We start from the raw sequence: 24,817 nt of genomic DNA on the forward strand, positions 1-24,817 counted from the left end.
TCGGCATGCCGAGTGGTACCGGTACTTGTGCCGGGCTACAGCGGTGACCTTTCTGGCGCTTGCTCGGCCGCAAGCTCGCGCCTCTTCGCTCCCCGTGTCCGCCATCGCGGCGGACGCATCTCGCTCACCAGCACACCCACCACGATCAGCGCCGCTCCCGCAAGCGCGGGCGCGGGCAGTCTCTCACCGGCCAGCCTGCCGAAAAGGCCCGCCCACACCGGTTCCCCGGTGTAGATCACGGTGGCCCGGGTGGGCGAGACGAACTTCTGAGCCCAGTTCATCGTCAGCTGGATCACGATGCTCGCCGCACCCATGCCCACGGCGGCGAGCAGCCACACCCACGAGAACGACGGCACCGACTCGCCGGCCACCGGCATCACCAGAAACGAGAGTCCCCCGCCGACGAGCAGTTGGATGATGGTGACGCGCTGGATGTTGACGCGTCCGGCGAAGAAGCCGATGAGCAGGATCTCGCCCGCGCAGCCGATCGCACCGAGCAGCGTCGCGAACTCACCAGCGCCGAAGCCAAGGCCGCCGGCGTCGCGTCCGGAGAGCAGCAGCAGGCCGACAAAGGCGAGGGTGACGCCGATCCAGCTCATCGCACCGGGCCGCTTGCGGAAGATCGCCCACTGCGCCACCGGCACCAGCGGCACGTACATCGCCGTGATGAACGCCGACTTGCTCGAGCTGATCGACTGCAGCCCAAAGGTTTGCAGGCTGTAGGCGAATGCCAGCATGAGTCCGATCGAGACCCCCGCCACGACGTCGAGACGCGTGATGCCCCGCAGCGACCTGCCGAAGACGAGCAGTCCGAACAGCCCGGCAACGGTGAAACGCAGTCCGACGAAGAACAGCGGTCCGCTGTGGGCCATCGCGGTGTGTACCACCAGGAAGGTGCCGCCCCAGATCGCGGTCACCGCGATGAGGGCCAGTTCGTGACGGCCGAGCTGGATACCCCCTCGGTCGCGGGCCGGATCTTTGCGCAACATAGTGCACAAGCTTAGGCGTAATATAGTGCGCATGCCAAGTCGACGATCCGACGTGCTGGCCCACGTGGGCCGCAACCTGCGCGATCTGCGCAGGCAGAGCGGTCTGAGCCAGGCGGCCCTCGCCGACTCGTCCGGCATCAGCAGGCGCATGATCGTCAACCTCGAGGGCGGCGACACCAACATCAGTCTCGCCAGCCTCGACCGGCTCGCCGAGGCGCTCGGCGTCCGCTTCGTCGACATGGTGCGCGACCCGGACAGCCACTCCCGCGATCTCGACGTGGTGGCCTGGCGTGGCGAGGACGAACACAGCGTCGGAGTGCTGCGGACCAGCGTCCCCGCACGCCACGAGGTGCAGATGTGGACCTGGACGCTGGGCCCGGGCGAACGCTACGACGCCGAACCCGACCCGGACGGCTGGTTCGAAACGGTGCTCGTCGCCTTCGGCCGGTTACGCATCGCCTTCGCCGACCCGCAGTCCCCCGACATCGACCTCGACCCCGGCGAGCACACCACCTACCCGAGCTCGCAGACCTACTCCTACGTCAACATCGCCGACGGCACCACGCGATTCGTCCGCAACGTGATCAACTGAGCGTCGACCACTCGCGCGGGAAGGTCGCGTCGCGCTCAGCCGATCTCGATGAGCAGATCGCCCGGCGACACCTGCTGCACCGACCCGATCGCCACCCGCGACACCTTGCCGGCGACGGGCGCGGTGATGGTCGCCTCCATCTTCATGGCCTCGATGGTGCCGATCGCGGCGCCCGCGGCCACCTCGTCGCCCACATCCACCGACAGCGACACCACGCCCGCGAACGGCGCACCGACGTGGCCCGGGTTGGACCGGTCGGCGCGCTCGGCGGTGGCCACCTTGGAGTCCACCGAACGGTCACGCACCGCGATCGGCCGCAACTGTCCGTTGAGCACACACATCACGGTGCGCATGCCGCGCTCGTCGGGTTCGCTGATCGCCTCGAGACCGATGAGCAGTTCCACCCCGGGTTCGAGTTCCACCCGGTGTTCCTCGCCGTAGCGCAGTCCGTAGAAGAACTGGTTCGCCGAGAGCCGCGATGTGTCGCCGTAGGCGTCGCGGTGCTCGGTGTACTCGCGGGTCGGGCCGGGGAACAGCAGCCTGTTGAGCGTCTCCTGCCGCCCGCGTCCGGACTCGTCGAGCGCGGCGGAGTCGGCGGCCGACACCTCGGCGGGCGGTCGGGGCGCCGAACGCCCGGCCAGCGCTCGCGTACGCAGCGGCTCGGGCCAGCCGCCGGCCGGTTCACCGAGTTCACCGCGCAGGAAACCGATCACCGAATCGGGAATGTCGTAGGCGCCCGGATCGGCGGCGAACTCCTCGGGTGCGATGCCCTGCCCGACGAGCGCCAGGGCGAGGTCGCCGACCACCTTCGACGACGGCGTCACCTTGATCAGCCGGCCGAGCATGGTGTCGGCGGCCGCGTAGGCCTCCTCCACCGCCTCGAAGCGGTTACCCAGGCCCAGCGCGATGGCCTGCTGCCGCAGATTCGAGAGCTGACCGCCGGGAATCTCGTGCGAGTACACCCGCCCGGTGGGTGCGGGTACGCCGGATTCGAAGGGCGCGTACACCTTTCGCACCGCCTCCCAATACGGTTCCAGATCGCACACCGCCCCCAGGTCCAGGCCCGTGTCGTGGTCGGTGTGCGCGAAGGCCGCGACGATCGCCGACAGCGGCGGCTGGCTCGTGGTGCCGGCCAGCGGACCGCCGGCCCCGTCGACGGCGTCGGCGCCGGCCGCCACCGCCGCGAGGTAGGTGGCCAGCTGCCCGCCCGGTGTGTCGTGGGTGTGCACGTGGATCGGCAGATCGAACTCGCGGCGCAGCGCCGACACCAGGCGGGTGGCCGCCGGCGCCCGCAACAGCCCGGCCATGTCCTTGATGGCCAGGATGTGCGCACCGGCCTCGACGATCTGCTCGGCCAGCCGCAGGTAGTAGTCGAGGGTGTAGAGATCCTCGGCGGGATCGGCCAGATCGCCGGTGTAACTCATCGCGACCTCGGCGACGGCGCGACCGGTCTCGCGGACGGCGTCGACGGCCGGTCGCATCTGGTCGATGTTGTTGAGTGCGTCGAAGATCCGGAAGATGTCGATGCCGACCTCGGTGGCCTCGGCGACGAAGGCGGTGGTCACCTTGGTGGGGTACGGCGTGTACCCGACGGTGTTCGCGCCGCGCAGCAGCATCTGCAGACAGATGTTGGGCATCGCCTCACGCAACTGCGCGAGCCGGTCCCACGGGTCCTCCTTGAGGAACCGCAAGGCGACGTCGTAGGTGGCCCCACCCCAGCACTCGACGCTGAGCAACTGCGGGGTCAGCGCGGCCACGTAGGGGGCCACGGCGATCATGCCGCTGGTGCGCACCCGGGTGGCCAGCAACGACTGGTGGGCGTCGCGGAACGTGGTGTCGGTGACCCCGACCGCCGGCCGCTCCCGCAGATCCCGCGCGAAGCCATCGGGCCCCAGCGAGAGAAGCCGTTGCCGCGACCCGTCCGGCGGCGAGTCGAGTACCCCGAGGTCGACGCCGGGCAGTTTGTCGCGCGGATAGACGGTGGTGGGGCGTTCACCGTGCGGTTTGTTGACCGTGACGTCGGCGAGGTACGAGAGGATGCGGGTGCCGCGGTCGGCCGACCCGCGCGAGGTGAGCAGCCACGGGCGGTCGCCGATGAACGACGTGGTGACGCGTCCCGCCGCGAAATCCGGGTCGTCGAGCACGGCTTGCAGAAACGGGATGTTGGTGGCCACCCCGCGAATGCGGAACTCCGCCAACGCGCGTCGCGCGCGGCGCACGGCGGTGTCGAAATCCCTTCCACGACAAGTCAACTTGACGAGCATCGAATCGAAATGCCCCGATACGTCGCCGCCCAGGTTGGCGCCGCCGTCCAGCCGCACCCCGGCACCGCCGGGGCTGCGGTAGGCGGTGATGCGGCCGACGTCGGGCCGGAATCCGTCGGCCGGGTCCTCGGTGGTGATCCGGCATTGCATCGCCGCACCGCGGATCGTGATCGAGTCCTGCGTGAGTCCCAGATCGCTCAGCCGCTCCCCGGCGGCCACCCGCAGCTGAGCACCCACCAGGTCGACGTCGGTGATCTCCTCGGTCACCGTGTGCTCCACCTGAATCCGCGGGTTCATCTCGATGAAGACGTGGTTGCCGTGTGCATCGACGAGGAATTCGACGGTGCCCGCGCACGAGTAGCCGATCTGCCGGGCGAAGGCCACCGCGTCGGCGCAGATCCGTGACCGCAGTGCGGGGTCGAGGTTGGGGGCGGGTGCCAACTCGACCACCTTCTGGTGTCGGCGTTGCACACTGCAGTCACGCTCGAACAGGTGGATCACGTCGCCGTGGGTGTCGGCGAGGATCTGCACCTCGATGTGGCGCGGGTCGATCACCGCCTGCTCGAGGAACACGGTCGGATCGCCAAACGCGGTGTCGGCCTCGCGGGAGGCGGCGCCGATCGCGTCGGCCAGATCCTCACGATGCTCGACGCGACGCATACCGCGGCCGCCGCCGCCGGCCACCGCTTTGACGAACACCGGAAAGCGCATCGTCTCCGCGGCCGCCACGAGTTCGTCGACATCCGCCGACGGTTCCGAGGAGGCGAGCACCGGGAGCCCGGCCGCGCGGGCCGCGGCCACCGCCTCGGCCTTGTTGCCGGTCAGGTCGAGTATCTGGGCCGACGGCCCCACGAAGGTGATGCCGTGCGCGGCGCAGGCCGCGGCCAGCCCGGCGTTCTCGGCGAGGAATCCGTAGCCCGGATAGATCGCATCGGCACCCGAATGCAGTGCGGCGCCGATGATCTCGTCCACCGACAGGTAGGCGCGCACCGGGTGGCCGGGCACGCCGATCTGATAGGACTCGTCGGCCTTCGACCGGTGCAGGGAGTTGCGGTCCTCGTAGGGAAACACCGCCACCGTGCGGGCGCCGAGTTCGTAGGCCGCGCGAAACGCCCGGATCGCGATCTCCCCGCGATTGGCCACCAGCACCTTGTCGAACATGTCACTCATCTCCTCGTCGCCCCCGAGCGGTGTTGCGCTTGACCATAACCCTCAAACGGTCGTGATCCCGGACGAACGTCTCAGACGACGAGGGTGCGCTGAGGGGGCCCGGTGTAGTCGCTCAACGGGCGGATGAGTGCGTTCGAGGCCGCCTGCTCCATGATGTGGGCGGTCCATCCGGTGATCCGGCTCATCACGAAGATCGGTGTGAACGAGCCGATGTCGAAGCCCATCAGGTGATATGCCGGTCCCGTCGGGAAATCGAGGTTCGGTGCGATCCCGGTGCGCGCGGCCATCGCCGACTCCAACTCGGTATAGATCCGCAGCCACCGGTCCTCCCCCATATGCGCCGACACCTCGCCGAGCGCCGCTCGCATCGTCGGCACCCGCGAATCGCCATTCTTGTACACGCGATGGCCGAAACCCATCACCTTCTCTTTTCGAGACAGCTTGCCGTCGAGCCAATCACGCGCGCGTTCGGGGCGGTCGATCTCGATCATGTCGTACATCACCGCTTCATTGGCCCCGCCGTGCAGCGATCCCTTCAGCGCGCCGATCGCCGCGGTGACCGCGCTGTAGATGTCGGACCGGGTGGAGGTCACCACGCGGGCGGTGAACGTGGAGGCGTTGAAACTGTGTTCGGCGTAGAGCACCATCGACTGCTCGAATGCCCGCACGATCACCGCGTCGGGCACCTCACCGAAGCACATGTTGAGGAAGTTCTCGGCGTAGCCGAGACCGTGATGAGGTCTGATCGGATCGAGTCCGCGGCGGCGACGCATGTCGGCGGCGACGATCGTCGGCAGCACCGCGAACATGCGCAGCGCCTTGTCGTGGTTGGCCGACGGGTCGGCGTTGTCCTCGTCGGGGTCCTCGCTGCCCAGGTAGCTGATCGCGGTGCGCACCACGTCCATCGGATGGCAGTTCTCCGGGATGCGTGCGAGCACCGCCTGCGTCGACCGGTCCAGGCGCCGACTCGCCCGCTCACGCTGGGTGAACGCGGCGAGTTCGGCGTCGCCGGGCAGCTCACCGTGCCAGAGCAGGTAGGCCACCTGTTCGACGCCGCAGTGCGCCGCGAGATCTTGCACCGCGTAGCCGCGGTAGGTCAGCGAGTTGGTTTCGGGGACCACCTTCGAGATCGAGGTGGAGTCGACGACGACACCCGCGAGCCCCTTGTGGACGGTCGGGGCGGTGACCGGTGTGCTCATGACAGGGCTCCTTCACGGTCGGTTTCACGGTGGCCTTCACGCTGGGCTTCACGGTGGGCGCCGAACAGATCCTGGTCGAAGTCGTTGTAGTCGGCGTAGCGCAGCAGCTCATAGAGCCTGCTGCGGTGCTGCATGCCATCGACAAGGCCCGATTGGGTTCCCGCGGTGCGGATCTCACGCAGGCCGGCCTCGACGGCACCCATCGCGATGCGCAGCGTGGTGACCGGGTAGATCACCGCGTTGTAGCCGATGTCGCCGAGTTGCGCCGTGGTGAACAGCTCGGATTTGCCGAACTCGGTCATGTTGGCCAGCAGCGGCACATCCACTGCGGCGCGGAACCTCTCGAACTCCGACAGGTCGCGTAGTGCCTCGGTGAAGATGAGGTCGGCGCCCGCGTCGGCGTACGCCTTGGCCCGGTCGATCGCGGCGTCGAGTCCCTCGACCGCGCGGGCGTCGGTGCGGGCACAGATGACGAAGTCGGGATCGCGTCGCGCCGACACCGCCGCGGCGAGGCGCCCGAGCATGTCACCGGTGGGCACCACGTCCTTGCCGTCGAGGTGGCCGCAGCGTTTGGGATTCACCTGGTCTTCGAGGTGACATCCGGCGAGTCCGGCGTCCTCGAGCATCGCCACGGTCCGTGCGGCGCTCATGGGTTCGCCGAACCCGGTGTCGGCGTCGATCAGCGACGGCAACTCGGTGGCGCGCGCGATCTGCCCGCCGCGTCCGGCGACCTCGGTCAGAGTGGTCAGCCCGATGTCGGGCAATCCGAGATCGGCTGCGAGCACAGCCCCGGAGACGTAGACGGCGTCGAAACCGATGTCGGCGATCAGTGTGGCCACCAGCGGTGAGAAGGCTCCCGGCCAGCGCTGCAACCGTCCCGACGCCAGTCCGGCACGTAACGCGCGACGCTTGTCGGTGGCTGAGGTGACCGACGAGAACAGGCCCGCCGCATCGGGTGTGGCGTCCGGCATCAGAAGATCCCCGCCCCGATGGTCGGCGCCTTGTCGAGAACCTGTGGCAGCACGGCGATGTCGAGCGCACCCAAGTCACCCGCCGCCACATCGGTCAACGTTGCCACCGCCGACAGGAACCGCTGCTGTTCGTCGGGGTCGATCACCCCGTCGGCCATCGTGGTGAACTTGGCCTCGTACTGGGGACGGGCGAAGGGACGCGCGCCGAGCGGGTGCGCGTCGGCGACGGCGAGTTCGTCGGTGATCACCCGCCCGTCGCGCAGGGTGATCACCGCCCTGGCGCCGAACGCCTTCTCGGCGGGGTCGTCGGAGTGGTAGCGCCGCGTCCACTCGGGGTTCTCGACGGTCGAGATCTTGCGCCACAGGTCGACGGTGTCGGGACGGTTGGCCCGTTCGGGGGCATAGGACGATTCGTGGTGCCAGGTTCCGTCCTGGAGGGCCACCGCGAAGATGTAGGGCACCGAATGGTCGAGGGTTTCCCGGCTCGCCGACGGATCGAACTTCTGCGGATCGTTCGAGCCGGTGCCGATCACCACGTGCGTGTGGTGGCTCGTGTGCAAGACGATCGATTCGATGTCGTCGACATCGGTGATCTGTGTGCGCATCCGGCGGGCGAGGTCGATGGGCGCCTGGCTCTGGTACTCGGCCGAATGCTCCTTGGTGTAACTGTCGAGGATCGCCCGCTTGGGTTCTCCGGGCCCGGGTAGCGGCACCTCGTACACCGCCTCGGGACCGCCGAGCAGCCAGGCGATCACGCCGTCCTCGCCCTCCCAGATCGGAGCGGGCGACCCCTCGCCGCGCATCGCCCGGTCGACCGCCTCGATGGCGATCTTCCCGGCGTGTGCCGGCGCGTACGCCTTCCAACTGGAAATCGCGCCCTTGCGGGACTGTCGGGTCGCGGTGGTCAGGTGCAGCGCCTGTCCGACGGCCTGGTAGATCACGTCCTCGTCGAGGCCGAGCATGGTGCCCAGGCCCGCCGCCACCGACGGTCCGAGGTGGGCGACGTGGTCGATCTTGTGTTCGTGCAGGCACATTCCGCGCGTCAGGTCGATCTGGATCTCGTAGGCGGTGGCCAATCCGCGGATCAGATCGGTACCCGAGGCGCCCACGTGCTGGGCCACGGCCACCAGCGGCGGGATGTTGTCGCCGGGATGGGAGTATTCCGCGGCCAGGAAGGTGTCGTGGAAGTCGAGTTCACGCACGGCGACACCGTTGGCCGAGGCCGCCCACTCGGGTGCGTAGGCGCCTGCCACACCGAACACTCCCGAACCGCTCCCGGCGGAGGTCGGCGGATGCGCCAGCGCCTGGGCGCGTGCGGTGGTGACCGGCCGTCGGATCACCGAGGCAGCGCTCACCGCGGCGTTGTCGATGATCCGGTTGATCACCATCTCGGTGGTGTCGGCGGGCACCGCCACCGGATCGGTGGCCACGGCGGCGATCTTCTGCGCGAGATGCTCGGACTTCGGGAAATCGTCGGCGCTGCGCCGGGTCCGCACGGTGTTGATGATCATGTTCGCACCGTACGCAGAGCGAGTAGCTCGACGAAAGTGCTGGCAGATGCGTATTCTTGCGGATCTTTGCGGCCCGCTTTGCGAACGTTGCGAACACGCGGCTCGCTACCCTTGCGTCATGTCGGATGCGGCGAAGAGCTCACGGGAACGCATTTTCGTCGGACCGAGACTGCGGCGGCTGCGTGACGAGCACGGACTCTCGCAGGCCGCGTTGGCGCGCCGGATCGAGAAATCCACCAGCTACGTCAATCAGCTGGAGAACGATCAGCGCCCGATCACCGTGCCGGTGTTGCTCGCCCTGACCCGCGAGTTCGACCTCGACGCCGACTACTTCGCGGCCGACACCGACGCCCGGCTGGTGGCCGATCTCGTCGAGGCACTCACCGCACACCCGGAGGCACGGGAGGTGACCCGCGCCGAGATCACCGAGCTCGTCGGGCGCATGCCCTCGGTGGGCGCCACCCTGGCCTCGCTGCACCGGCGGCTCGGTGCCGCCGAAGCCGAACTCGAGACATACCGTGCGCAGGTATCGGCCGAGACGGGCTCACGGACCGCGGCCCCGATGCCCTTCGAGGAGGTGCGCGACTTCTTCTACGACCGCAAGAACCACATCGACGTGCTCGACCGCGCCGCCGAGGAGATGTTCGATCGTCACGCACTGCGTATCGGCGGGCTCGACCTGCAGTTGGCCGCGGTGCTCGACCGCGACTACGGGATCGGTGTGTCCATCGCGCACGACGCCGACCCCGCCGTCGCCGCGAACCGGCCCAAACGTTCCTACGACCCGGTGCGACGCGTCGTGCAGCTCGCCGGCCGGCTCACGTCGGGCCAACGCGCGTTTCAGCTCGCCACCCAGCTCGCGCTGCTCACCGCGGCCGACCTCATCGACACCGTGCTCGCCGACGCCGACGACCTGAGCGATGAGGCCCGGCCCGTCGCCCGGGTCGGCCTGGCCAACTACTTCGCCGGTGCTTTGCTGTTGCCGTACAAGCGTTTTCGGACCGCCGCCGAGAATGCGCGATACGACATCGAACTGCTGTGCCTCGGCTTCGACGTCGGATTCGAGACGGTGTGTCACCGGTTGTCCACGCTGCAGCGGCCCGGCGATCGTGGCATCCCGTTCATCTTCGTGCGCACCGACCGGGCGGGAAACATCTCGAAACGGCAGTCCGCGACGGCGTTTCACTTCTCCCGCGTCGGCGGCAGCTGTCCACTGTGGGTGGTGCACGACGCCTTCGCCGCACCGGGCAGGATCGTCACCCAGGTGTCGCAGATGCCCGACGGGCGCTCCTACTTCTGGCTGGCCCGCACCGTCGACGAGGCACACGGATTCCTCACCCAGCGCAAGTCATTCGCGATCGGCCTGGGCTGTGACCTCGCCCACGCCGACCGTCTCATCTACTCCACCGGTGTCGACCTCACCGACGCGCGGACGATGGTGCCGATCGGTGCGGGGTGCAAGGTCTGCGACCGGCCCGCATGCCGGCAGCGCGCGTTTCCCCGGATCGGCCGGCCCGTCCGGGTGGACGTCACGGTGAGCGACTCCATTCCCTACCGCGCCGATCCCGGGGTGTACCGTTGAGTCCGAAATGACAGCGGTTACCAAGAAGACGTATTCCGGGTCCGGCCTCCGGTCCCTGGTCCTCGGATACGCGTGGCCCGCCGTGCTGGCCGTCGCCGTGCTGGGTGTCACCGTCGCGATGCTGATCGGGATCACCAGTCGGCCAGGGGAATCCGCCGGTTCCACGCCCATACCTGCGGCGTCGCCGGACACCACGGCATCGCACGCCGTCGCCGCGCCCGCCGCACCGCGTTGCACGCCGGGCATGTCCGGGAAGCAGATCGTGGTGGGTCTGGCCGCGCAGCAGATGGTGTTGTGCCTCAACGGCGCGCCGGTCTCCGACATCAAGGTCACCACCGGCAGCGTCGACCGCGGGGCGGGCACCCCGCTGGGACGCTGGAAGATCGAGAGCCACGACACCGACCGCACACTGAACGGACCGGGTTACACCGTGTTCGTGCACTACTGGCTGCACATCGTCGGCGACATCGGGCTGCACGACTCTCCGTGGCAGAAGTTCCCCTACGGCGATCTCGCCAGGTACCGGACACAGGGTTCGCAGGGCTGCATCCACGTACCGCCGGACGCCATGAAACGGCTCTACGCGTGGGCCGACGACGGCACCCCCATCGACATCACCGCCTGACACAGACCACGGGGGTGTGACGAGTCCGTCACACCCCCGTGGCTCCTGTCCACCTACTTCGCGACGGACTCCGCAGCGTGCTCCGACGTGCGCTCACCCAGCATGAACAGCAGGTTCAGCAGCACCGCGACGAAGATGCCGACGGCCACCCCACTCGACAGCAACTGCTTGGCCGCCGTCGGAAACGCCGAGTAGAAGCCGGGGATCATCCCGGGCAGCAGCGCCACCCCGAGCGAAGCCGCGGTGATGATGACGTTGGAGTTCTGCGTGAAGTCCACCCGGCCCAGGATGCGGATACCGACCACCGCGATGGTGCCGAACATGACCACCGCCGCAGCGCCGAGGACCGGACGCGGAATCGACGCCACCACCTCGCCGACCACCGGGAAGAAGGCCAGGCACATCAGCATGACCCCGGTGACCGCCGTGACGTAGCGGCTGAACACCCGGGTGATGGTCAGGATGCCGACGTTCTGGGCGAAGGTGACGTACATGAACGACTGGAACACACCGCCGCCGAGCGCGGTGACCACACCGTCGGCACGCACCGCGGCGGCCAGCCGCTTGTCGGAGATCTTCTGTCCGACGGTCTCGCCCACCGCGTTGACCTGCCCGGCGAGTTCGATGACGAGCACGATCTGGATCATCGCCAGCGACGCGATGGCCAGCAGATCGAAGCGCGGCGCACCGAAATGCAGCAGATCGGGGAACGAGAACGCCTGTGAGTCACCGACTCCGGAGAACGACAGCGAACCGGTGAGCGCGGCCACCACCACACCGATGATCATGCCGATGAGCACCGACACGGGACGGATCGAGCGGGGCAGAAAGCGGTAGCACAGCAGGATGGCCAGTGCGGTGGCCGCGGCGAGACCGATGGCCGCGGGGGATCCGAAGTTCGGGGCGTCGGGGTCGGCGCCGACGATCATCTTGCCGCCGGCGGGGATGAGCTGGATGCCGATCAGCAGGATGGTGGTGCCGATGACGACCGGCGGGAAGAACCGCATCAGTTTGCTGACCAGGGGTGCGATCGCGATGGTGAGCAGACCCACCACCAGCACCGCGCCGTACATGGTCTGCAGGCCACTGCCCTGACCGATGATCAGCATCGGCGCGATACCCGTGTAGGAGGCGCCGATCACCATCGGCAGCCGCACACCCACTTTCCAGATGCCGAGCGATTGCAGCAGGGTGCCGAAGCCGCACAACAGCAGGTCGGCGGTGACGAGGTACACCAGGTCGGTGGTCGAGAGGTCCAGAGCCGCGGCCACCACCACCGGCACCGTGACGGTGCTGGCGTACATCACCAGCAGGTGCTGCACCGCGTAGAGCACCAGCTTCAGCGGCGGCAGCACGGCATTCACCGGATCGGGTTGGCCGGCTGGTGTGGGTTCTCCGGTCGGGGCGGAGGTGCCGGGTGGCGTCGGAGTCGGAGTCGGCTCCGCCGCCACGATGTCGGTGGTCTCGGCGGGGTCGAATCCGTTGCGGGAGAATCGTTGACGTAGCTCAGCAAGGTTGGGAACGCTCATGGTTGTGTCCTGTGTGTACCGGCGGCGGGCACCGCCGGGAGGGGATGACACGGAGATCAGAAACCGCGAGATGAGCGAGGACTGCGCTGTACCCGATCGTCACGGCGAAGAAACTCCGTGAGACCGCACGCGCTTTTCGAACGGGGAGACCACTCCCGCGACGCGCCCCGACCAGTGACCTGATCGCGATACGTGCAATCTTGCTTGCGGGGTTAAGTAAACCCGGCCGTCCATTACGAATGGGTTAACTCAGGTAAAGCGATCGTAACGACAGTCATCGACCAGTGAACCACGCCGTCACAGCTCAGCCAGACGCGCCGCCCGTGGCGTGCGCAATATCGCTGTAACCCGCTCGTCGTAGCGTGACGACGTGCCACCCTCAACCCTGATCGAGAACGCCCAGGTCATCACCGTCGACTCCGAGCGACGCGAATTGCCGGCCACTTCGATTCTGCTCGACGGCACGACGATCGCCGGCATCGGACCCACCGCGGAACTCGACGTCCCCGACAACGTCACCCGCGTGGACGGCAGCGGCTGCGTGCTCACTCCAGGGCTGGTCAACACACATCATCACTTGTACCAGTGGGTTACCCGCGGACTGGCCGCCGATCACACGCTGTTCCAGTGGCTCACCACGCTGTACCCGATCTGGGCCGGCATCGACGAACAGGCGGTGCGTACCGCTGCGCTCGGCGGACTCACCCAACTCGCGCTGTCCGGGTGCACGCTGACCACCGACCACCACTACGTCTTTCCCGCCGAGGGCGGCGACCTGCTCGGCGCCGAGATCGATGCCGCCGCCACCATCGGGATGCGCTTTCATCCCACCCGCGGATCGATGGACCTCTCGGAGAAGGACGGCGGCCTGCCGCCGGACAGTGTGGTGCAGACCATCGACGAGATCCTCACCGCGAGTGACGACGCGGTGAGCCGATGGCACGACCCCGCGCCGGATTCGATGCTGCGGATCGCGCTGGCACCCTGCTCGCCGTTCTCGGTGACCACCGACCTCCTCACGCAGTCGGCGGCGCTGGCCCGCGAACTCGGTGTCCGGATGCACACCCACCTCGCCGAGTCGCTCGACGAGAACACATACTGCGCAGAGCATTTCGGCGCCACGCCGTTGCAGTACATGGAGTCGGTGGGATGGGTCGGCGACGACGTGTGGTTCGCCCACGGCATCGAGTTCGACGACGACGAGATCGGGCGGCTGGCCGCCACCCAGACCGGCGTGGCGCACTGCCCCACCTCCAACGCGCGGCTGGGCAACCGGATCTGCCGCACCCGCGACCTGGTGGATGCCGGTGTGCCGGTGGGTCTGGGTGTGGACGGCGCGGCGTCGAACGAATCGTGCCGCCTGCTCGAGGAGGCACATCAGGCGGTGTTGATGGCGCGCGCCCGGGGCGGCCCCACCGCGCTCACCACCCGCACCGCGATCGAACTGGCCACGATCGGGGGCGCGCGGGTGCTCGGTCGCGCCGCCGAGACGGGGTCGGTCGAGGTGGGCAAGCTCGCCGATCTGGTGTTGTGGGATCTCACCACGGTGGATCACTCCGGCATCGACGATCCCGTCGCCGCGCTGGTGCTCGGATCGATCCCCCCGATCAGGGCCAGCTGGGTCAACGGCACACAGATCGTCGCCGACGGCGAGATGCTCACCGTCGACACCACGGCGATCGCCGCCGATGTCGCCACCGAACACCGGCGCCTGCTCGACAGGGCAGCACGATGAGACAGGGCAGCACGATGAGGCCGGGCAGCACGAGGAGACAGGGCAGCCCGATGAGGCCCGGCGACACGATGAACGGGACGCGCTGATGGATCTGCACACGATCGCCTCCTACCGGTACGCCGCCACCCGCGACGACCTCGCGTTGGCCCCCGGCGAACGCGTGGTGGCCGGGGGCACATGGTTTTTCAGCGAACCGCAGGTGGAGTCGACCGGTGTCGTCGACATCACCACCATGGGCTGGCCCGATCTCGAAGACCTGCCCGACGGTGGGCTGCGCGTCGCCGCGACCTGCCCGATCGCCACCCTCGCGGCCCTGCCGCCGCGTCCCGGATGGCGCGCACAGCCACTGTTCTTCCAGTGCGCCACCGCGCTACTCGCGTCGTTCAAGATCTGGAACGTCGCCACCGTCGGCGGCAACATCTGCCGGTCGTTCGCCGCGGCGTCGATGGTCTCGCTGGCCGCCGGACTCGACGCGGTGGCGCTGGTGTGGCGGCCCGACGGCACCGACTACACCGTGCCCGTCGCCGACCTGGTGACCGGCAACGGCACCAACACGCTCGCGGCAGGAGAGGTGCTGCGCGCCATCGACTTTCCCGCTCACGCGATGGGTGCGCGCACGGGTTTCCGCAAGATCGCCCTGGCCGAGCTCGGCCGCTCCGGGGCGGTGGTCACCGGGCGCCGCGAGTCCGACGACACCGTCGTGTTCGGCATCACTGCCGCGACCGGATGGCCGACCATGCTGCGGTACCACGGCGTCCCCGATGCGGGGCGGCTGCGCACCGACATCGGTTCGGCCGACGGCTATTACACCGATCCCCTCGGATCGGCCGACTGGCGTCGCGGGGTGTCGATGGTCCTGGCCGAACAGATTCGCGACGAGCTGGCGGCCGACGCGGACCCGAACCCCGACGAGGACGCAGTCCAGGGGGAATCGCGATGAGATTCGAGATCAACGGCGAACCCACCGAGGCCGATCCGGCACCCGGACAGTGTCTGCGTACGTTCCTGCGTGATGAGGCGCACTTCGAGGTCAAGAAGGGCTGCGACGCAGGCGATTGCGGCGCCTGCTCGGTGCTGGTGGACGGTACACCGGTGCACTCGTGCATCTTTCCCGCCCAGCGGATCGACGGCCGGTCGGTGACCACGGTGTCGGGGCTCGGTACCGCCGACGACCTGCATCCCATGCAGCAGGCCTTCGTCGACAACTTCGGATTCCAGTGCGGCTTCTGCACCGCGGGAATGATCGTGACCGCCTCCACCCTCGATGCCGACACGGCGGCCGACCCGGCCGAGCTGGCGCGGCGGATGAAGGGAAATCTGTGCCGCTGCACCGGGTATCGCGCCATCCGCGACGCGATCCGGCAGGGTGCGGACCCCGGCGCATGCGGCGGCGCCCCCTGTGGTGACGCCGCCCGCGCCGTCACCGCGCCCACCGATACGGCACCCGCCGGCACGGTGGGCACCTCGCTCAATCCGCCCGCCGCCCGTCGGGTGGTGACGGGCACCGAGCCCTACACCTTCGACGTGGCCGTGCCCGGCATGCAGTACCTGCGGGTGTTGCCGTCACCGCATCCGCACGCCCGCATCGTCGCCATCGACACCACCGCGGCAATGGCCCTGCCCGGGGTCACGCTGGTGCTCACGCATGAGAATGTCAGCACCAGAAGGTTTTCCACCGCGCGACACGAGATGCGCTCGGACGATCCCGACGACACCCTGGTCCTCGATCCGGTGGTCCGGTTCGTCGGACAGCGGGTGGCCGCGGTGGTCGCCGACACCGCCGCCGCCGCCGAGGAGGCATGCCGCCTCATCGACGTGGAGTACGAACTGCTGCCCGGCGTCTTCGACCCCGAGGAGGCGCGGCGGCCCGGCGCCCCGCTGATACACCCCGACCGCACCGCCGAGGACCGGGTCTTCGAAGCCGACCGCAACGTGATCACGTCGTTCCACGAGGGCTTCGGCGGTGACGCCGACGAGGCGCTGGCGGCGTCGGCGATCACCGTCGGCGGCACCTGGCAGACCGGCCGGGTGGCCCACGCGCAGTTGGAAACCCACGGCGCCATCGGGTGGCTCGACGACGACGGCCGGCTGGTGATCCGCACCAGCACCCAGGTGCCGTTCCTGGTGCGCGACGAACTCGCGCTGCTCCTGGAGATGCCCACAGACCGCATCCGCGTGTTCAGCGCGCGGGTGGGTGGCGGCTTCGGGGGCAAACAGGAACTGCTCACCGAGGATCTGGTGGCATTGGCGGTCGTGCGGACGGGCCGTCCCGTGGGCTACGAGATGACCCGCACCGACGAGATGACCCGCACCACCTACCGCCACCCCTTCCGGGTGTCCGTCGACCTCGGCGCCGACGCACAGGGCACGCTGACCGCGATGAAGGTCGACGTGCTGTCGGACACCGGCGCCTACGGCAACCACTCGATGGGTGTGATGTTCCATGCCTGCGCGGAATCGGTGTCGGTGTACAACAGCCCGGTCAAACGGGTGGACGCCGAGGTGGTCTACACCAACAACCCGCCGTCGGGTGCGTTCCGCGGTTACGGCCTCGGGCAGGTGATCCTCGCGGTGGAGTGCGCGATGGACGAGTTGGCGCTCGCACTGGGGATGGACCCGTTCGACCTGCGGCGCCGCAACGCCGTCGCCGACGGCGATCCGCTGCTGATCGCCCACCCCGAACCCGAGGACGATCTCGTCTACGGCAGTTACGGACTCGACCAGTGCCTCGATCTCGCCCAGCAGGCGCTCGCCCGCGGTAACGGTGTCGATGCGCCCGCAGGATCCGAGTGGCGTGTGGGTGAGGGCATGGCCCTGGCGGCGATCGCCACCATGGCGCCGCGCGGTCACTTCTCCACCGTCACCGTGGCGGTCGCCCCCGACGGCACCTATCACGTCGGCGTCGGGACCAGCGAGTTCGGCAACGGCACCACCACGGTGCACACCCAGATCGTGGCCACCGCGATGGGCACCGACCCGTCACGGGTTCGCCTGCATCACGGCGACACCGACGAAGCTGCTTATGACACAGGAGCTTTCGCATCGGCGGGCACCACGGTGGCGGGCAAGGCGGTGTTCGGGGCCGCGAGCACGCTGCGCACCGTGTTGCTCGACGCGGCGTCGTCGATCACCGCGCTGGCACCCGACGAGATCCGCCTGACCCCCGACGGGGCGCTCGCCGGTGACCGGTTGGTGGACTTCGCCGAACTCGTCGACGCCGTCGACGCCGATCACCGTGACGGTGATCGTGCGGTGGCCACCGGTGCGGAGAGCGGTGCGCTGCGCTCCATCGCGTTCAACGTGCAGGCGTTCCGGGTGGCGGTGAACACCGGGACCGGCGCGGTGCAGATCCTGCAGTCGGTGCAGGCCGCCGACGCGGGCACGGTGATGAATCCGGCGCAGTGCCGCGGGCAGGTGGAGGGCGGCGTCGCCCAGGCCATCGGGTCGTCGTTGTACGAGGAGATCATGCTCGACGGCAAGGGGGTGCCCGTCACGCCCGTGTTCCGCACCTACCGGGTGCCGCAGATGGCCGACATCCCCGACACCGAGGTGTATTTCGCCGAGACCGCCGACGATCTGGGGCCCTACGGCGCGAAGTCGATGAGCGAATCGCCCTACAACCCGGTGGCGCCGGCGCTGGCCAACGCGATCCGCCGCGCGATCGGCGTGCGGCCCTACGAGCAGCCGATGTCACGCGACCGGATCTGGCGGCTCATGCAGTGATCTTGCGCGGCGACCGGCACGCCCCGGGCAGTTTTCGGTTAGCCTAAGTTTTTTGTTTGCTCGGTTTGAATACGGCTCGACGGTGTGCGAGATTGGGAGAGGTGGGCATGGTCGGTGAGCGGGAGCGGCGCGGTGATCCGCCGACCGTGACCGTGCGACGCCCCCGCGCCCTCGCCCGCAACGTGCTGCTGCTGGGACCCGCGTTCGTGGCGGCGATCGCCTACGTCGACCCGGGAAACGTGGCGGCCAACATCACCGCGGGGTCGCGGTACGGTTTCCTGCTCACCTGGGTGCTGGTGGTGGCCAATGTGATCGCCATGCTGATCCAGTATCAGTCGGCCAAACTCGGCATCGTCACCGGACGCGGCCTGCCCGCCCTGCTCGGCGAACGCCTCGGCCGCGGGGGCCGTCTGGCCTACTGGGCGCAGGCCGAGGTGGTGGCGATCGCCACCGACCTGGCCGAGGTACTCGGCGGGGCCATCGCCCTGCAACTGCTGTTCGGGCTGCCGCTGGTGGTCGGCGGCGTGATCGTCGGTGCGGTGTCGCTGGCGATGCTGGTGCTGCAGAATCCCCGGCAACAGCGGGTCTTCGAGCGGGTCATCCTCGGTCTCCTGGCGATCATCGTGATCGGGTTCGTGGCGGGACTGTTCGTGAATCCACCGCCTCCGAGCGAGGTACTCGGAGGTCTGGTGCCACGCCTACAGGGACCCGAGACCGTGTTGCTGGCCGCGTCGATGCTCGGCGCCACGGTGATGCCGCACGCGATCTACGTGCACTCGTCGCTGGTGGTGGACCGGCATGGTTCCGATCACCGACCCTGGCGCAAACGGCGCCTGATCCGGATCACCCGGTGGGATGTCGCGGTGGCACTCCTGGTGGCCGGCGCGGTGAACATCGCGCTGCTGTTGCTGGCCGCCCAGAACCTGCGGGGCAAGGAGGGCACCGACACCATCGAGGGCGCCTACGACGCGGTGCGGGACGCGATGGGGCCTGCGGTGGCCACCATCTTCGCGATCGGGTTGCTCGCCAGCGGGCTGGCCGCCACGTCGGTCGGGTCGTCGGCGGGCTCGGCCATCATGAGCGGCCTGTTGTATGTGCGGGTGCCCCTGATCGCGCGCCGCCTGATCACCCTGATCCCGGCGCTGGTGGTGCTGGCCATCGGTGTGGATCCCACCTGGGCACTGGTGCTCAGCCAGGTGGTGCTGAGCTTCGGCATCCCCTTCGCGATCATTCCGCTGGGCCGGCTCACCGGCGACCGCGAACTCATGGGTGAATTCGTCGACGGCCTGCCGCTGCGTGTGAGCGCACTGATCGCGTCGGTGCTCATCGTGGTGCTCAACCTCGCGCTGATCGTGCTCCTGGTCACCGGGGCGTGAGCGCGCGGACCCTGGCCGCGCGTAACCTGCACGTTCGCACCCGCACGTTCGCACCCTGCCCGCCCGGGCCGCGGTCGCCTTCCCGCGTCGCAATTTCCTTCCCGCGCAAGGAATCAGCGACGCGGGAAGGAAACAGTCACGCGGGAAGAAGCAGCCATGCTGAAAAGCACCGGGGAGGCGGCTGCGCCACATCCTGCGCGCAGAAGTCAGTCGGCGAGCAGTCCTTTGGCGACGTGGGTCACCTGGATCTCGTTGCTGCCCGCATAGATCATCAGCGATTTCGCGTCGCGCGCAAGCTGTTCCACCTTGTACTCGGCCATGTATCCGTTGCCGCCGAACAGTTGCACGGCCTCCATCGCCACGTCGGTGGCCGCCCGCGACGAGTACAGCTTCATCGCCGACGCCTCCGCCAGGCTCAGCGGTGACCCCGCGCGCGCACGCTCGATCGCACTGAAGATCATGTTCTGCACGTTGATCCGGGCGATCTCCATCTCGGCGAGTTTGAGCTGGATCAGCTGGAAGCGGCCGATCTCCTGACCCCACAGCTTCCGCGACTTCGCATAGTCGATCGACAGGCGTTGCGCCTCGTTGATGATGCCCAGCGCGAGTGCCGCGATTCCGATGCGTTCGGCGGTGAAGCCGGCCTTCACACCGTCGTCGCCGCGGCTGTTCGATCCGGTGTCCTCGGTCTCGCCGAGCAGCCGGTCGCGGCCGAGTCGGACGTTGTCGAAGAAGAGCTCTCCGGTCGGCGAACTCATGATGCCCATCTTCTTGAAGGGTTTGCCCTGCGTGAGACCTTCCATGCCCTTGTCGAGGACGAAGGTGAGGACCTTGCGCTCGCGAGGCGGTGTCCCCGACCCGTCGTCGAGTTTGGCGAAGACGACGATGGTGTCGGCGAACGGGCCGTTGGTGATGAATGTCTTCTGGCCGTTGAGCACGTAGCCGTCGCCGTCACGGCGCACGGTGGTCTTCATGCCGCCGAGGGCATCCGAGCCCGAGTCGGGTTCGGTGATGGCCCAGGCGCCCACCTTCTCCAGGGTCACCAGCTCCGGCAGCCACCGCTTCTTCTGTGCCAGGGTGCCCTTGGAGCGGATGGTCGAGACCGTCAGGCCCACGCTGACTCCGAGCGACACCACCATGCCGAGGCTGGCCGCGGCCAGTTCCATGTTGAGGATCAGCGCCATCGAGTTCATCAGGCCCGAACCGCCGCCGGACGGTTTCGGTGCACCGGCGGCCACCGACTCTTCTCGTGATTCCGCGGCCAGTTCCTTCTCCAGCGACTCGGTGGCCATCGCGTCGACACCGAACGTGGTGAGCATCGTGCGCAGGATGTCGTAGGGCGGGAGCGCTCCGGTCTCGAGTTCGTCGGAGTGCGGCCGGATCTCCTTGTCCACGAACGCCCGCACCGCGTCGCGCACCATCAGATCCTCTTGCGACCACTCGAACATCGACACCTCACAGAATCCCTGGACACTGAAGACACGAACGAGAACACGTTCTAATTCAACTCTGGCAGGTGGCCGGCGAGGTTGTCCAGTGGGGTTCCATGGCTGCGGTTCCGGCAAACCGGGCATCGGCTTGACCTGCGAGAACCGTGGTGATCTGCTTGGTGAGCGTGACGACCGACGGAACCCGGTGCGAGTCCGGGACGGTTGCGCCACTGTGTGTCGTCCGGATCCCCCGGGTGCGGCAAGTCAGATACGTCGGCGTCATGGATGTCATCCCAAGGCAGGGGCGCATCACCCCTGGAGGAGGTTCAACAATGAGTTCGCACGTTCCCGCGGCGCACGTTTCCGCACCGCACCCCGGCGTCAAGGTGTCCGGCGAGGCGCTGTCACGAGGCCGCGTGGCGCTGATCCTGAGCATCACGGTTCTCGTCGCGCTGCTCGCGTACTACTTCATCGGCGTCGATGAGGGCATGTCGTCGGTGTTCGGCCACACGATGGTGGTGCACGAGTGGGTGCACGACGCCCGCCACTTCCTCGGGTTCCCCTGCCACTGAGCCACCGGACCTCACAGTGTTAGAACTCCGTGTCATCGGACGCGGAGCCCTCGCCGGCCTGATCGCCGGCATCCTGGGCTTCGTCTTCGCTCGCATCTGGGCCGAACCCGTCATCAACAAGGCCATCGATTACGAATCCGGGCGCGACGATGTGCTCAACGCCCTCAACCAGGCGGCCGGCCGGCCGATCGAACCCGACGGACCGGAGATCTTCAGTCGGTCGATCCAGTCCACGATCGGTGTCGCCACCGGCATCATCGGTTTCTCGGTGGCGATGGGCATGCTGGTGGCCGTCGCGTACCTGGTGCTGCAGGGCCGATTCGCGATCCGCCCCCGACACCTCGCCTGGGCGATCACCGCGTTCGGCTTCGGTGGCGTGTACCTGCTGCCGTTCGTCAAGTACCCGGCCAACCCTCCGGCCATCGGACACACCTTCACCATTCACACGCGCGGGATGCTGTACCTGAGTATGGTCGCGGCGTCGTTGATCCTGCTGGGGCTCGCGGTGTACGCCGCCTACCACCTCGCCCCCCGGGTGGGGACGGGCTGGGCGGCGCTGATCACCGTTGTCGGATTCCTCGTGCTCTTCGGCATTCTTCTCACGGTGATGCCGTCGCTGGGCAATCTGTCGGACAACGTCAATCAGGCCGGGGAGTTCGGATTCGCCCGCGCCTCCACCGAGACGCCGCAGCCGATCACCAACATCCTGTCCACGCCGCTGACCGTCGACGGCAAGGTGTACGCGCCCGGACAGATCGTCTACCCGGGATTCGATCCGGACGTGCTGTGGAAGTTCCGGTGGTATTCGCTGATCAACCAGGTCCTCGTGTGGCTGACCATCGGGGTGGTGTTCGGGGAACTCATGGAGCGGATGTCCCGCGGCACCGCACCGCGGATGCCGGTGGCACACGACGAACCGGTCGCGGCATCCTGACGGGGTGACCGACACCCGCCTGGCCGAACTGGGGCCGTTTTTCGCCGTCGAGTTCCACGATGCCGACGAGGCGCCGGTCTGGCCGTGGGTGTCGCTGACATCCGCGATAAACGACCCGGACGTGATCGATGCCCGGATGCACCGGGTTCGCGCCGCCCTCGCCGCGGGTGCGGGGCGCGAATCCGACGGCGTCGAGCTGCGCGTGGCCGCGTCGGTGATGCACCTGGGCATGGTGGCGCGCCTGATCGCCCCGGTCGTCGGAGCCGGCGCGCTCGGCATCGACCCGATCGGGCTCGATGCCGGGGCGCTGTGGTGGCAGGACACTCTCGGCGGGCCGTTCCCGCTGTCGGTCGCTCATGTGCCATCGGCGAGCCGGGAACCACTGGTTGCGCCCCCGTCACTCGGGGTGGTCGACGAGGTCGGCGCAGTGTGTGTGAACCGGTACGGCCTGAGCGCACGGGTGGTGGGCGGCAACGTCGCGTCGGCAGCCAACTCGGCGGCCCGCATGATCGCGTTGAGCCGGCCCGACCTGGCCGCGCGCGCCAAGGCGGCGGCCGACGAGGTGCTACGACGGCCACACATCGAGGACGGCAAGCTGCGCGCCGGCGACGGTTTCCGCCGCCGCAGCTGCTGTCTCATCTATCGGATCGCGGGCGACCGCGCAGCGGCGTGCGGAGACTGCGTGCTGCTGAGCTGAGTACGGAATCTCCTCGTCACCCTGCCTGCGGATCAGCACCATCGTCGTCGGTGTTGTCGTCCAGAGTGATGCGGCGGCGTGGCCAGGTGAAGTAGCACCGCCGGGTGTGACATGGAGCGCTGCGAATCACGGCGAGGGCCATTCGGCTTTCGAGGCCACTCTCGTCAGGCGTTGGTGGCGGGCTGTGGTGAATCTCGTTGCGCACCAGTCCGAGTCGGTCGGCGAGTTCGCGGCCGACGTCGGGGTAGCGGTTGATCCGGGCGGGATTGGGTGGCATGCCGGGCTGCGGGTTGAGTGTCCAGGCGACGCGTCCGGTGTCGGGCCCCTCGGTGATCACGGTGGTGGAGTATTGGCCGGGGTTGGGGCCGATCATCGGGTGATGGGCGGTGCATGCCGGTGCGAGGAGGTCGATGTCGGTCAGGCCGCCGTCGGCCCACTCGATGGTGTGGTGGATTTCCACCCGGGTGGCCGGTTGGGTGCAGCCCGGCGCCGAACACATCTCGCCACCGTCGGCGGCGAACGACGCCAACCGTTGACCCAGCGACGCCAACCGCTTGGCACGCCCGAGGTAGAGCGGGGTGCTGGTGTGCTCGGCGAACACCGCCAGGTACTGCTGCGATTGCGCCGCCAACGCGATCACATCGCCGATCGGGAGCAGCGCCCCCGACGCGGTCGTCGCCACTCCGGCCTGGCGTCGCAGGTCTTTCTCATCGACCTTGATGATGACCTGGGTGGACAGGCCGCGATGCGTGCGTCCGAGTGTGCCGTCCTCCAACATCTGTCCCAACAGAGCGGAGAGCGCGTCATGATTGCGTTGCGCCGGGGTGCGCCCATCACGCTCGGCGGCCGCAGCCACCACGTCGGGGTCGGCATCGCCGATCGCACCGACCGGCGATTTGGGGTCTTCGGTGTTGTTCATGCCGGGTTTGGCCCATGCGTCCAGCAGCACATCGAGGCGGGCGCGGGTGATCGGGTCGAGGTGGCCGGTCAGTTTCGACATCAACTGCGGGGTCTGCCGATTGAGAAACAACTGTCGCTGCCGCCGGCGATCCTTGTCGTCGGTCAGGGTGCCGTCGGGATCGAGGTGCCCCAGCAACCGGGTACCCAGAGTGGTGATCTCGGCGGGGGTGAACCGGGTGGCGTAGTCGGCCATCTGCGCTTCGGCGGCCACCCGCACGTCGTGGGCCACCGTGTGCGGAATCCGGTCGAGCACATCCAACACCGCGGTGACGTGGCCGGGGGCCACCCGCCCGGCAGCGAGTTCGGCCGCCAACCCCGGACACGCCGGCGGCAACACGTCACCGGTCATCCCGTGAAAGGAGGCGGTGGCGGTGATCTGGCGGTTGCGGCGGACCGCGTCGGCGATATGCAGGCGCTGCGACAGGAAGGTGATGATGCTGCGATACCCCAGGCGCCGCGGCATGTTGCGGTTGGACGCCTCGACCACCACGCGGTCGGTGAGCGCCGCCAACCGGCGCGACGCCCGCTCGGCGTCCTCGGCCACACCCACCACGTCGGCATCGGGCACGGCGGTCAGATTCGCCGACCCCAACTCGTCGAGCAGTTTGTGAATCCGGGCCAACACCTCAGCCGCCGACCCCGGCGCGGGCGCGGCGGCCGCCGCGCCATCGTTGACATGTCCTTCACCCACCGCGACCCACCTCCTTCACGCCGTCGTCTACGAACTGATGTTCGAACTGACAACCACGCTACATGAGGTCACCGACAGAAACGTTCTCGCAGCTCACCCGGGTCGAGCGTGCCCACATCCGCGTCGAGCGTGCCCACATCCGCGTCGACCGTGCCCACATCCGCGTCGACCGTGCCCACATCCGCGTCGAGCGTGCCCACATCCGCGTCGACCGTGCCCACATCCGCGTCGACCGTGCCCACATCCGCGTCGAGCGTGCCCACATAC

Annotated in this window: 19 protein-coding genes; 10 read left to right on the top strand and 9 right to left on the bottom strand. The window is 68.3% G+C overall.

Translation table 11 applies throughout. The annotated features are described in order from the left end of the window. Nucleotides 1-35 precede the first annotated feature (35 nt). Nucleotides 36-989: a DMT family transporter gene (locus ACWDTD_RS05425; protein WP_449746051.1), complete on the bottom strand. Its 954-nt coding sequence runs from the start codon at nt 987-989 to the stop codon at nt 36-38. 31 nt (nt 990-1,020) lie between these two features. Here ACWDTD_RS05425 and ACWDTD_RS05430 point away from each other — a divergent pair, with 31 nt between their 5' ends. Beyond that, on the top strand, nt 1,021-1,581 hold the full coding sequence (locus tag ACWDTD_RS05430; protein ID WP_449746052.1) for a helix-turn-helix domain-containing protein: 561 nt from the start codon (nt 1,021-1,023) through the stop codon (nt 1,579-1,581). Between the two features lie 35 nt (nt 1,582-1,616). On the opposite strand, the gene ACWDTD_RS05435 is transcribed toward ACWDTD_RS05430, so the two are convergent. The 4 genes from ACWDTD_RS05435 to prpD all read right to left on the bottom strand — a co-directional run bounded on the left by ACWDTD_RS05435 (nt 1,617) and on the right by prpD (nt 8,696). After that, on the bottom strand, nt 1,617-5,006 hold the full coding sequence (locus ACWDTD_RS05435) for a pyruvate carboxylase (RefSeq protein WP_449746232.1): 3,390 nt from the start codon (nt 5,004-5,006) through the stop codon (nt 1,617-1,619). Between the two features lie 80 nt (nt 5,007-5,086). Beyond that, a complete protein-coding gene (locus ACWDTD_RS05440) occupies nt 5,087-6,214 on the bottom strand; it encodes a bifunctional 2-methylcitrate synthase/citrate synthase (protein WP_449746053.1) in 1,128 nt (375 codons plus the stop codon). Then, nucleotides 6,211-7,185 (bottom strand): methylisocitrate lyase, encoded by a 975-nt coding sequence (gene prpB, locus ACWDTD_RS05445; RefSeq protein ID WP_449746054.1) that lies wholly within the window; start codon nt 7,183-7,185, stop codon nt 6,211-6,213. Before prpB ends, ACWDTD_RS05440 begins: the two co-directional genes overlap by 4 nt. Then, complete coding sequence (prpD, locus tag ACWDTD_RS05450; RefSeq protein WP_449746055.1) at nt 7,185-8,696, bottom strand: 2-methylcitrate dehydratase PrpD; 1,512 nt, start codon at nt 8,694-8,696, stop codon at nt 7,185-7,187. Before prpD ends, prpB begins: the two co-directional genes overlap by 1 nt. 118 nt (nt 8,697-8,814) lie before the next feature. Here prpD and ACWDTD_RS05455 point away from each other — a divergent pair, with 118 nt between their 5' ends. Continuing rightward, nucleotides 8,815-10,278 (top strand): short-chain fatty acyl-CoA regulator family protein, encoded by a 1,464-nt coding sequence (locus tag ACWDTD_RS05455; protein WP_449746056.1) that lies wholly within the window; start codon nt 8,815-8,817, stop codon nt 10,276-10,278. Between the two features lie 7 nt (nt 10,279-10,285). Beyond that, the gene (locus tag ACWDTD_RS05460; RefSeq protein WP_449746057.1) at nt 10,286-10,903 is read left to right on the top strand and encodes a L,D-transpeptidase; all 618 of its coding nucleotides are present in this window, start codon (nt 10,286-10,288) and stop codon (nt 10,901-10,903) included. A 53-nt stretch (nt 10,904-10,956) separates the two neighbouring features. Here the strand turns inward: ACWDTD_RS05460 and ACWDTD_RS05465 are convergent, their stop codons facing one another. Then, nucleotides 10,957-12,432: a nucleobase:cation symporter-2 family protein gene (locus ACWDTD_RS05465; protein WP_449746058.1), complete on the bottom strand. Its 1,476-nt coding sequence runs from the start codon at nt 12,430-12,432 to the stop codon at nt 10,957-10,959. Nucleotides 12,433-12,802: 370 nt separating this feature from the next. Between ACWDTD_RS05465 and ACWDTD_RS05470 the strand changes: the two genes are divergently transcribed. The 4 genes from ACWDTD_RS05470 to ACWDTD_RS05485 all read left to right on the top strand — a co-directional run bounded on the left by ACWDTD_RS05470 (nt 12,803) and on the right by ACWDTD_RS05485 (nt 19,266). Continuing rightward, nucleotides 12,803-14,167 carry an 8-oxoguanine deaminase gene (locus ACWDTD_RS05470; protein WP_449746059.1) on the top strand — a complete coding sequence of 455 codons (1,365 nt, stop codon included), beginning with the start codon at nt 12,803-12,805 and terminating at the stop codon, nt 14,165-14,167. Nucleotides 14,168-14,252: 85 nt separating this feature from the next. Next, nucleotides 14,253-15,107, top strand: a complete 855-nt coding sequence (locus ACWDTD_RS05475) for an FAD binding domain-containing protein (RefSeq protein WP_449746060.1) — start codon at nt 14,253-14,255, stop codon at nt 15,105-15,107. Beyond that, a complete protein-coding gene (locus ACWDTD_RS05480; RefSeq protein WP_449746061.1) occupies nt 15,104-17,890 on the top strand; it encodes a molybdopterin-dependent oxidoreductase in 2,787 nt (928 codons plus the stop codon). Before ACWDTD_RS05475 ends, ACWDTD_RS05480 begins: the two co-directional genes overlap by 4 nt. Before the next feature lie 107 nt (nt 17,891-17,997). Next, nucleotides 17,998-19,266, top strand: a complete 1,269-nt coding sequence (locus ACWDTD_RS05485; protein WP_449746062.1) for an Nramp family divalent metal transporter — start codon at nt 17,998-18,000, stop codon at nt 19,264-19,266. Between the two features lie 206 nt (nt 19,267-19,472). Here ACWDTD_RS05485 and ACWDTD_RS05490 read toward each other — a convergent pair whose 3' ends face one another. Beyond that, on the bottom strand, nt 19,473-20,714 hold the full coding sequence (locus tag ACWDTD_RS05490) for an acyl-CoA dehydrogenase family protein (protein ID WP_449746063.1): 1,242 nt from the start codon (nt 20,712-20,714) through the stop codon (nt 19,473-19,475). Between the two features lie 314 nt (nt 20,715-21,028). On the opposite strand from ACWDTD_RS05490, the gene ACWDTD_RS05495 reads away from it, so the two are divergent. The 3 genes from ACWDTD_RS05495 to ACWDTD_RS05505 are packed head-to-tail and all read left to right on the top strand — an operon-like array spanning nt 21,029 to nt 22,899. Continuing rightward, nucleotides 21,029-21,268, top strand: a complete 240-nt coding sequence (locus ACWDTD_RS05495; RefSeq protein WP_449746064.1) for a CbtB-domain containing protein — start codon at nt 21,029-21,031, stop codon at nt 21,266-21,268. Nucleotides 21,269-21,284: 16 nt separating this feature from the next. Beyond that, nucleotides 21,285-22,202, top strand: a complete 918-nt coding sequence (locus tag ACWDTD_RS05500) for a CbtA family protein (RefSeq protein WP_449746065.1) — start codon at nt 21,285-21,287, stop codon at nt 22,200-22,202. Nucleotides 22,203-22,206: 4 nt separating this feature from the next. Continuing rightward, nucleotides 22,207-22,899: a (2Fe-2S)-binding protein gene (locus tag ACWDTD_RS05505; RefSeq protein WP_449746066.1), complete on the top strand. Its 693-nt coding sequence runs from the start codon at nt 22,207-22,209 to the stop codon at nt 22,897-22,899. A gap of 16 nt (nt 22,900-22,915) precedes the next feature. Here ACWDTD_RS05505 and ACWDTD_RS05510 read toward each other — a convergent pair whose 3' ends face one another. Together ACWDTD_RS05510 and ACWDTD_RS05515 are read right to left on the bottom strand one after the other, a co-directional pair. Then, complete coding sequence (locus tag ACWDTD_RS05510; protein ID WP_449746067.1) at nt 22,916-24,550, bottom strand: DUF222 domain-containing protein; 1,635 nt, start codon at nt 24,548-24,550, stop codon at nt 22,916-22,918. 68 nt (nt 24,551-24,618) lie between these two features. Continuing rightward, a partial coding sequence (locus ACWDTD_RS05515) for a hypothetical protein (protein ID WP_449746068.1) occupies nt 24,619-24,817 on the bottom strand: 199 nt, incomplete at its 5' end.

The organism is Gordonia sp. NPDC003425 (genome assembly GCF_053588635.1).

Coding starts and splice junctions, on each gene's coding strand:
- ACWDTD_RS05425 (WP_449746051.1), bottom strand. CDS start 989: ATGTTGCGCAAAGATCCGGCCCGCGACCGAGGGGGTATCCAGCTCGGC.
- ACWDTD_RS05485 (WP_449746062.1), top strand. CDS start 17,998: ATGGTCGGTGAGCGGGAGCGGCGCGGTGATCCGCCGACCGTGACCGTG.
- ACWDTD_RS05495 (WP_449746064.1), top strand. CDS start 21,029: ATGAGTTCGCACGTTCCCGCGGCGCACGTTTCCGCACCGCACCCCGGC.
- prpB (WP_449746054.1), bottom strand. CDS start 7,185: ATGCCGGACGCCACACCCGATGCGGCGGGCCTGTTCTCGTCGGTCACC.
- ACWDTD_RS05440 (WP_449746053.1), bottom strand. CDS start 6,214: ATGAGCACACCGGTCACCGCCCCGACCGTCCACAAGGGGCTCGCGGGT.
- ACWDTD_RS05455 (WP_449746056.1), top strand. CDS start 8,815: ATGTCGGATGCGGCGAAGAGCTCACGGGAACGCATTTTCGTCGGACCG.
- ACWDTD_RS05435 (WP_449746232.1), bottom strand. CDS start 5,006: ATGTTCGACAAGGTGCTGGTGGCCAATCGCGGGGAGATCGCGATCCGG.
- ACWDTD_RS05465 (WP_449746058.1), bottom strand. CDS start 12,432: ATGAGCGTTCCCAACCTTGCTGAGCTACGTCAACGATTCTCCCGCAAC.
- ACWDTD_RS05430 (WP_449746052.1), top strand. CDS start 1,021: ATGCCAAGTCGACGATCCGACGTGCTGGCCCACGTGGGCCGCAACCTG.
- ACWDTD_RS05475 (WP_449746060.1), top strand. CDS start 14,253: ATGGATCTGCACACGATCGCCTCCTACCGGTACGCCGCCACCCGCGAC.
- prpD (WP_449746055.1), bottom strand. CDS start 8,696: ATGATCATCAACACCGTGCGGACCCGGCGCAGCGCCGACGATTTCCCG.
- ACWDTD_RS05460 (WP_449746057.1), top strand. CDS start 10,286: ATGACAGCGGTTACCAAGAAGACGTATTCCGGGTCCGGCCTCCGGTCC.
- ACWDTD_RS05480 (WP_449746061.1), top strand. CDS start 15,104: ATGAGATTCGAGATCAACGGCGAACCCACCGAGGCCGATCCGGCACCC.
- ACWDTD_RS05490 (WP_449746063.1), bottom strand. CDS start 20,714: ATGTTCGAGTGGTCGCAAGAGGATCTGATGGTGCGCGACGCGGTGCGG.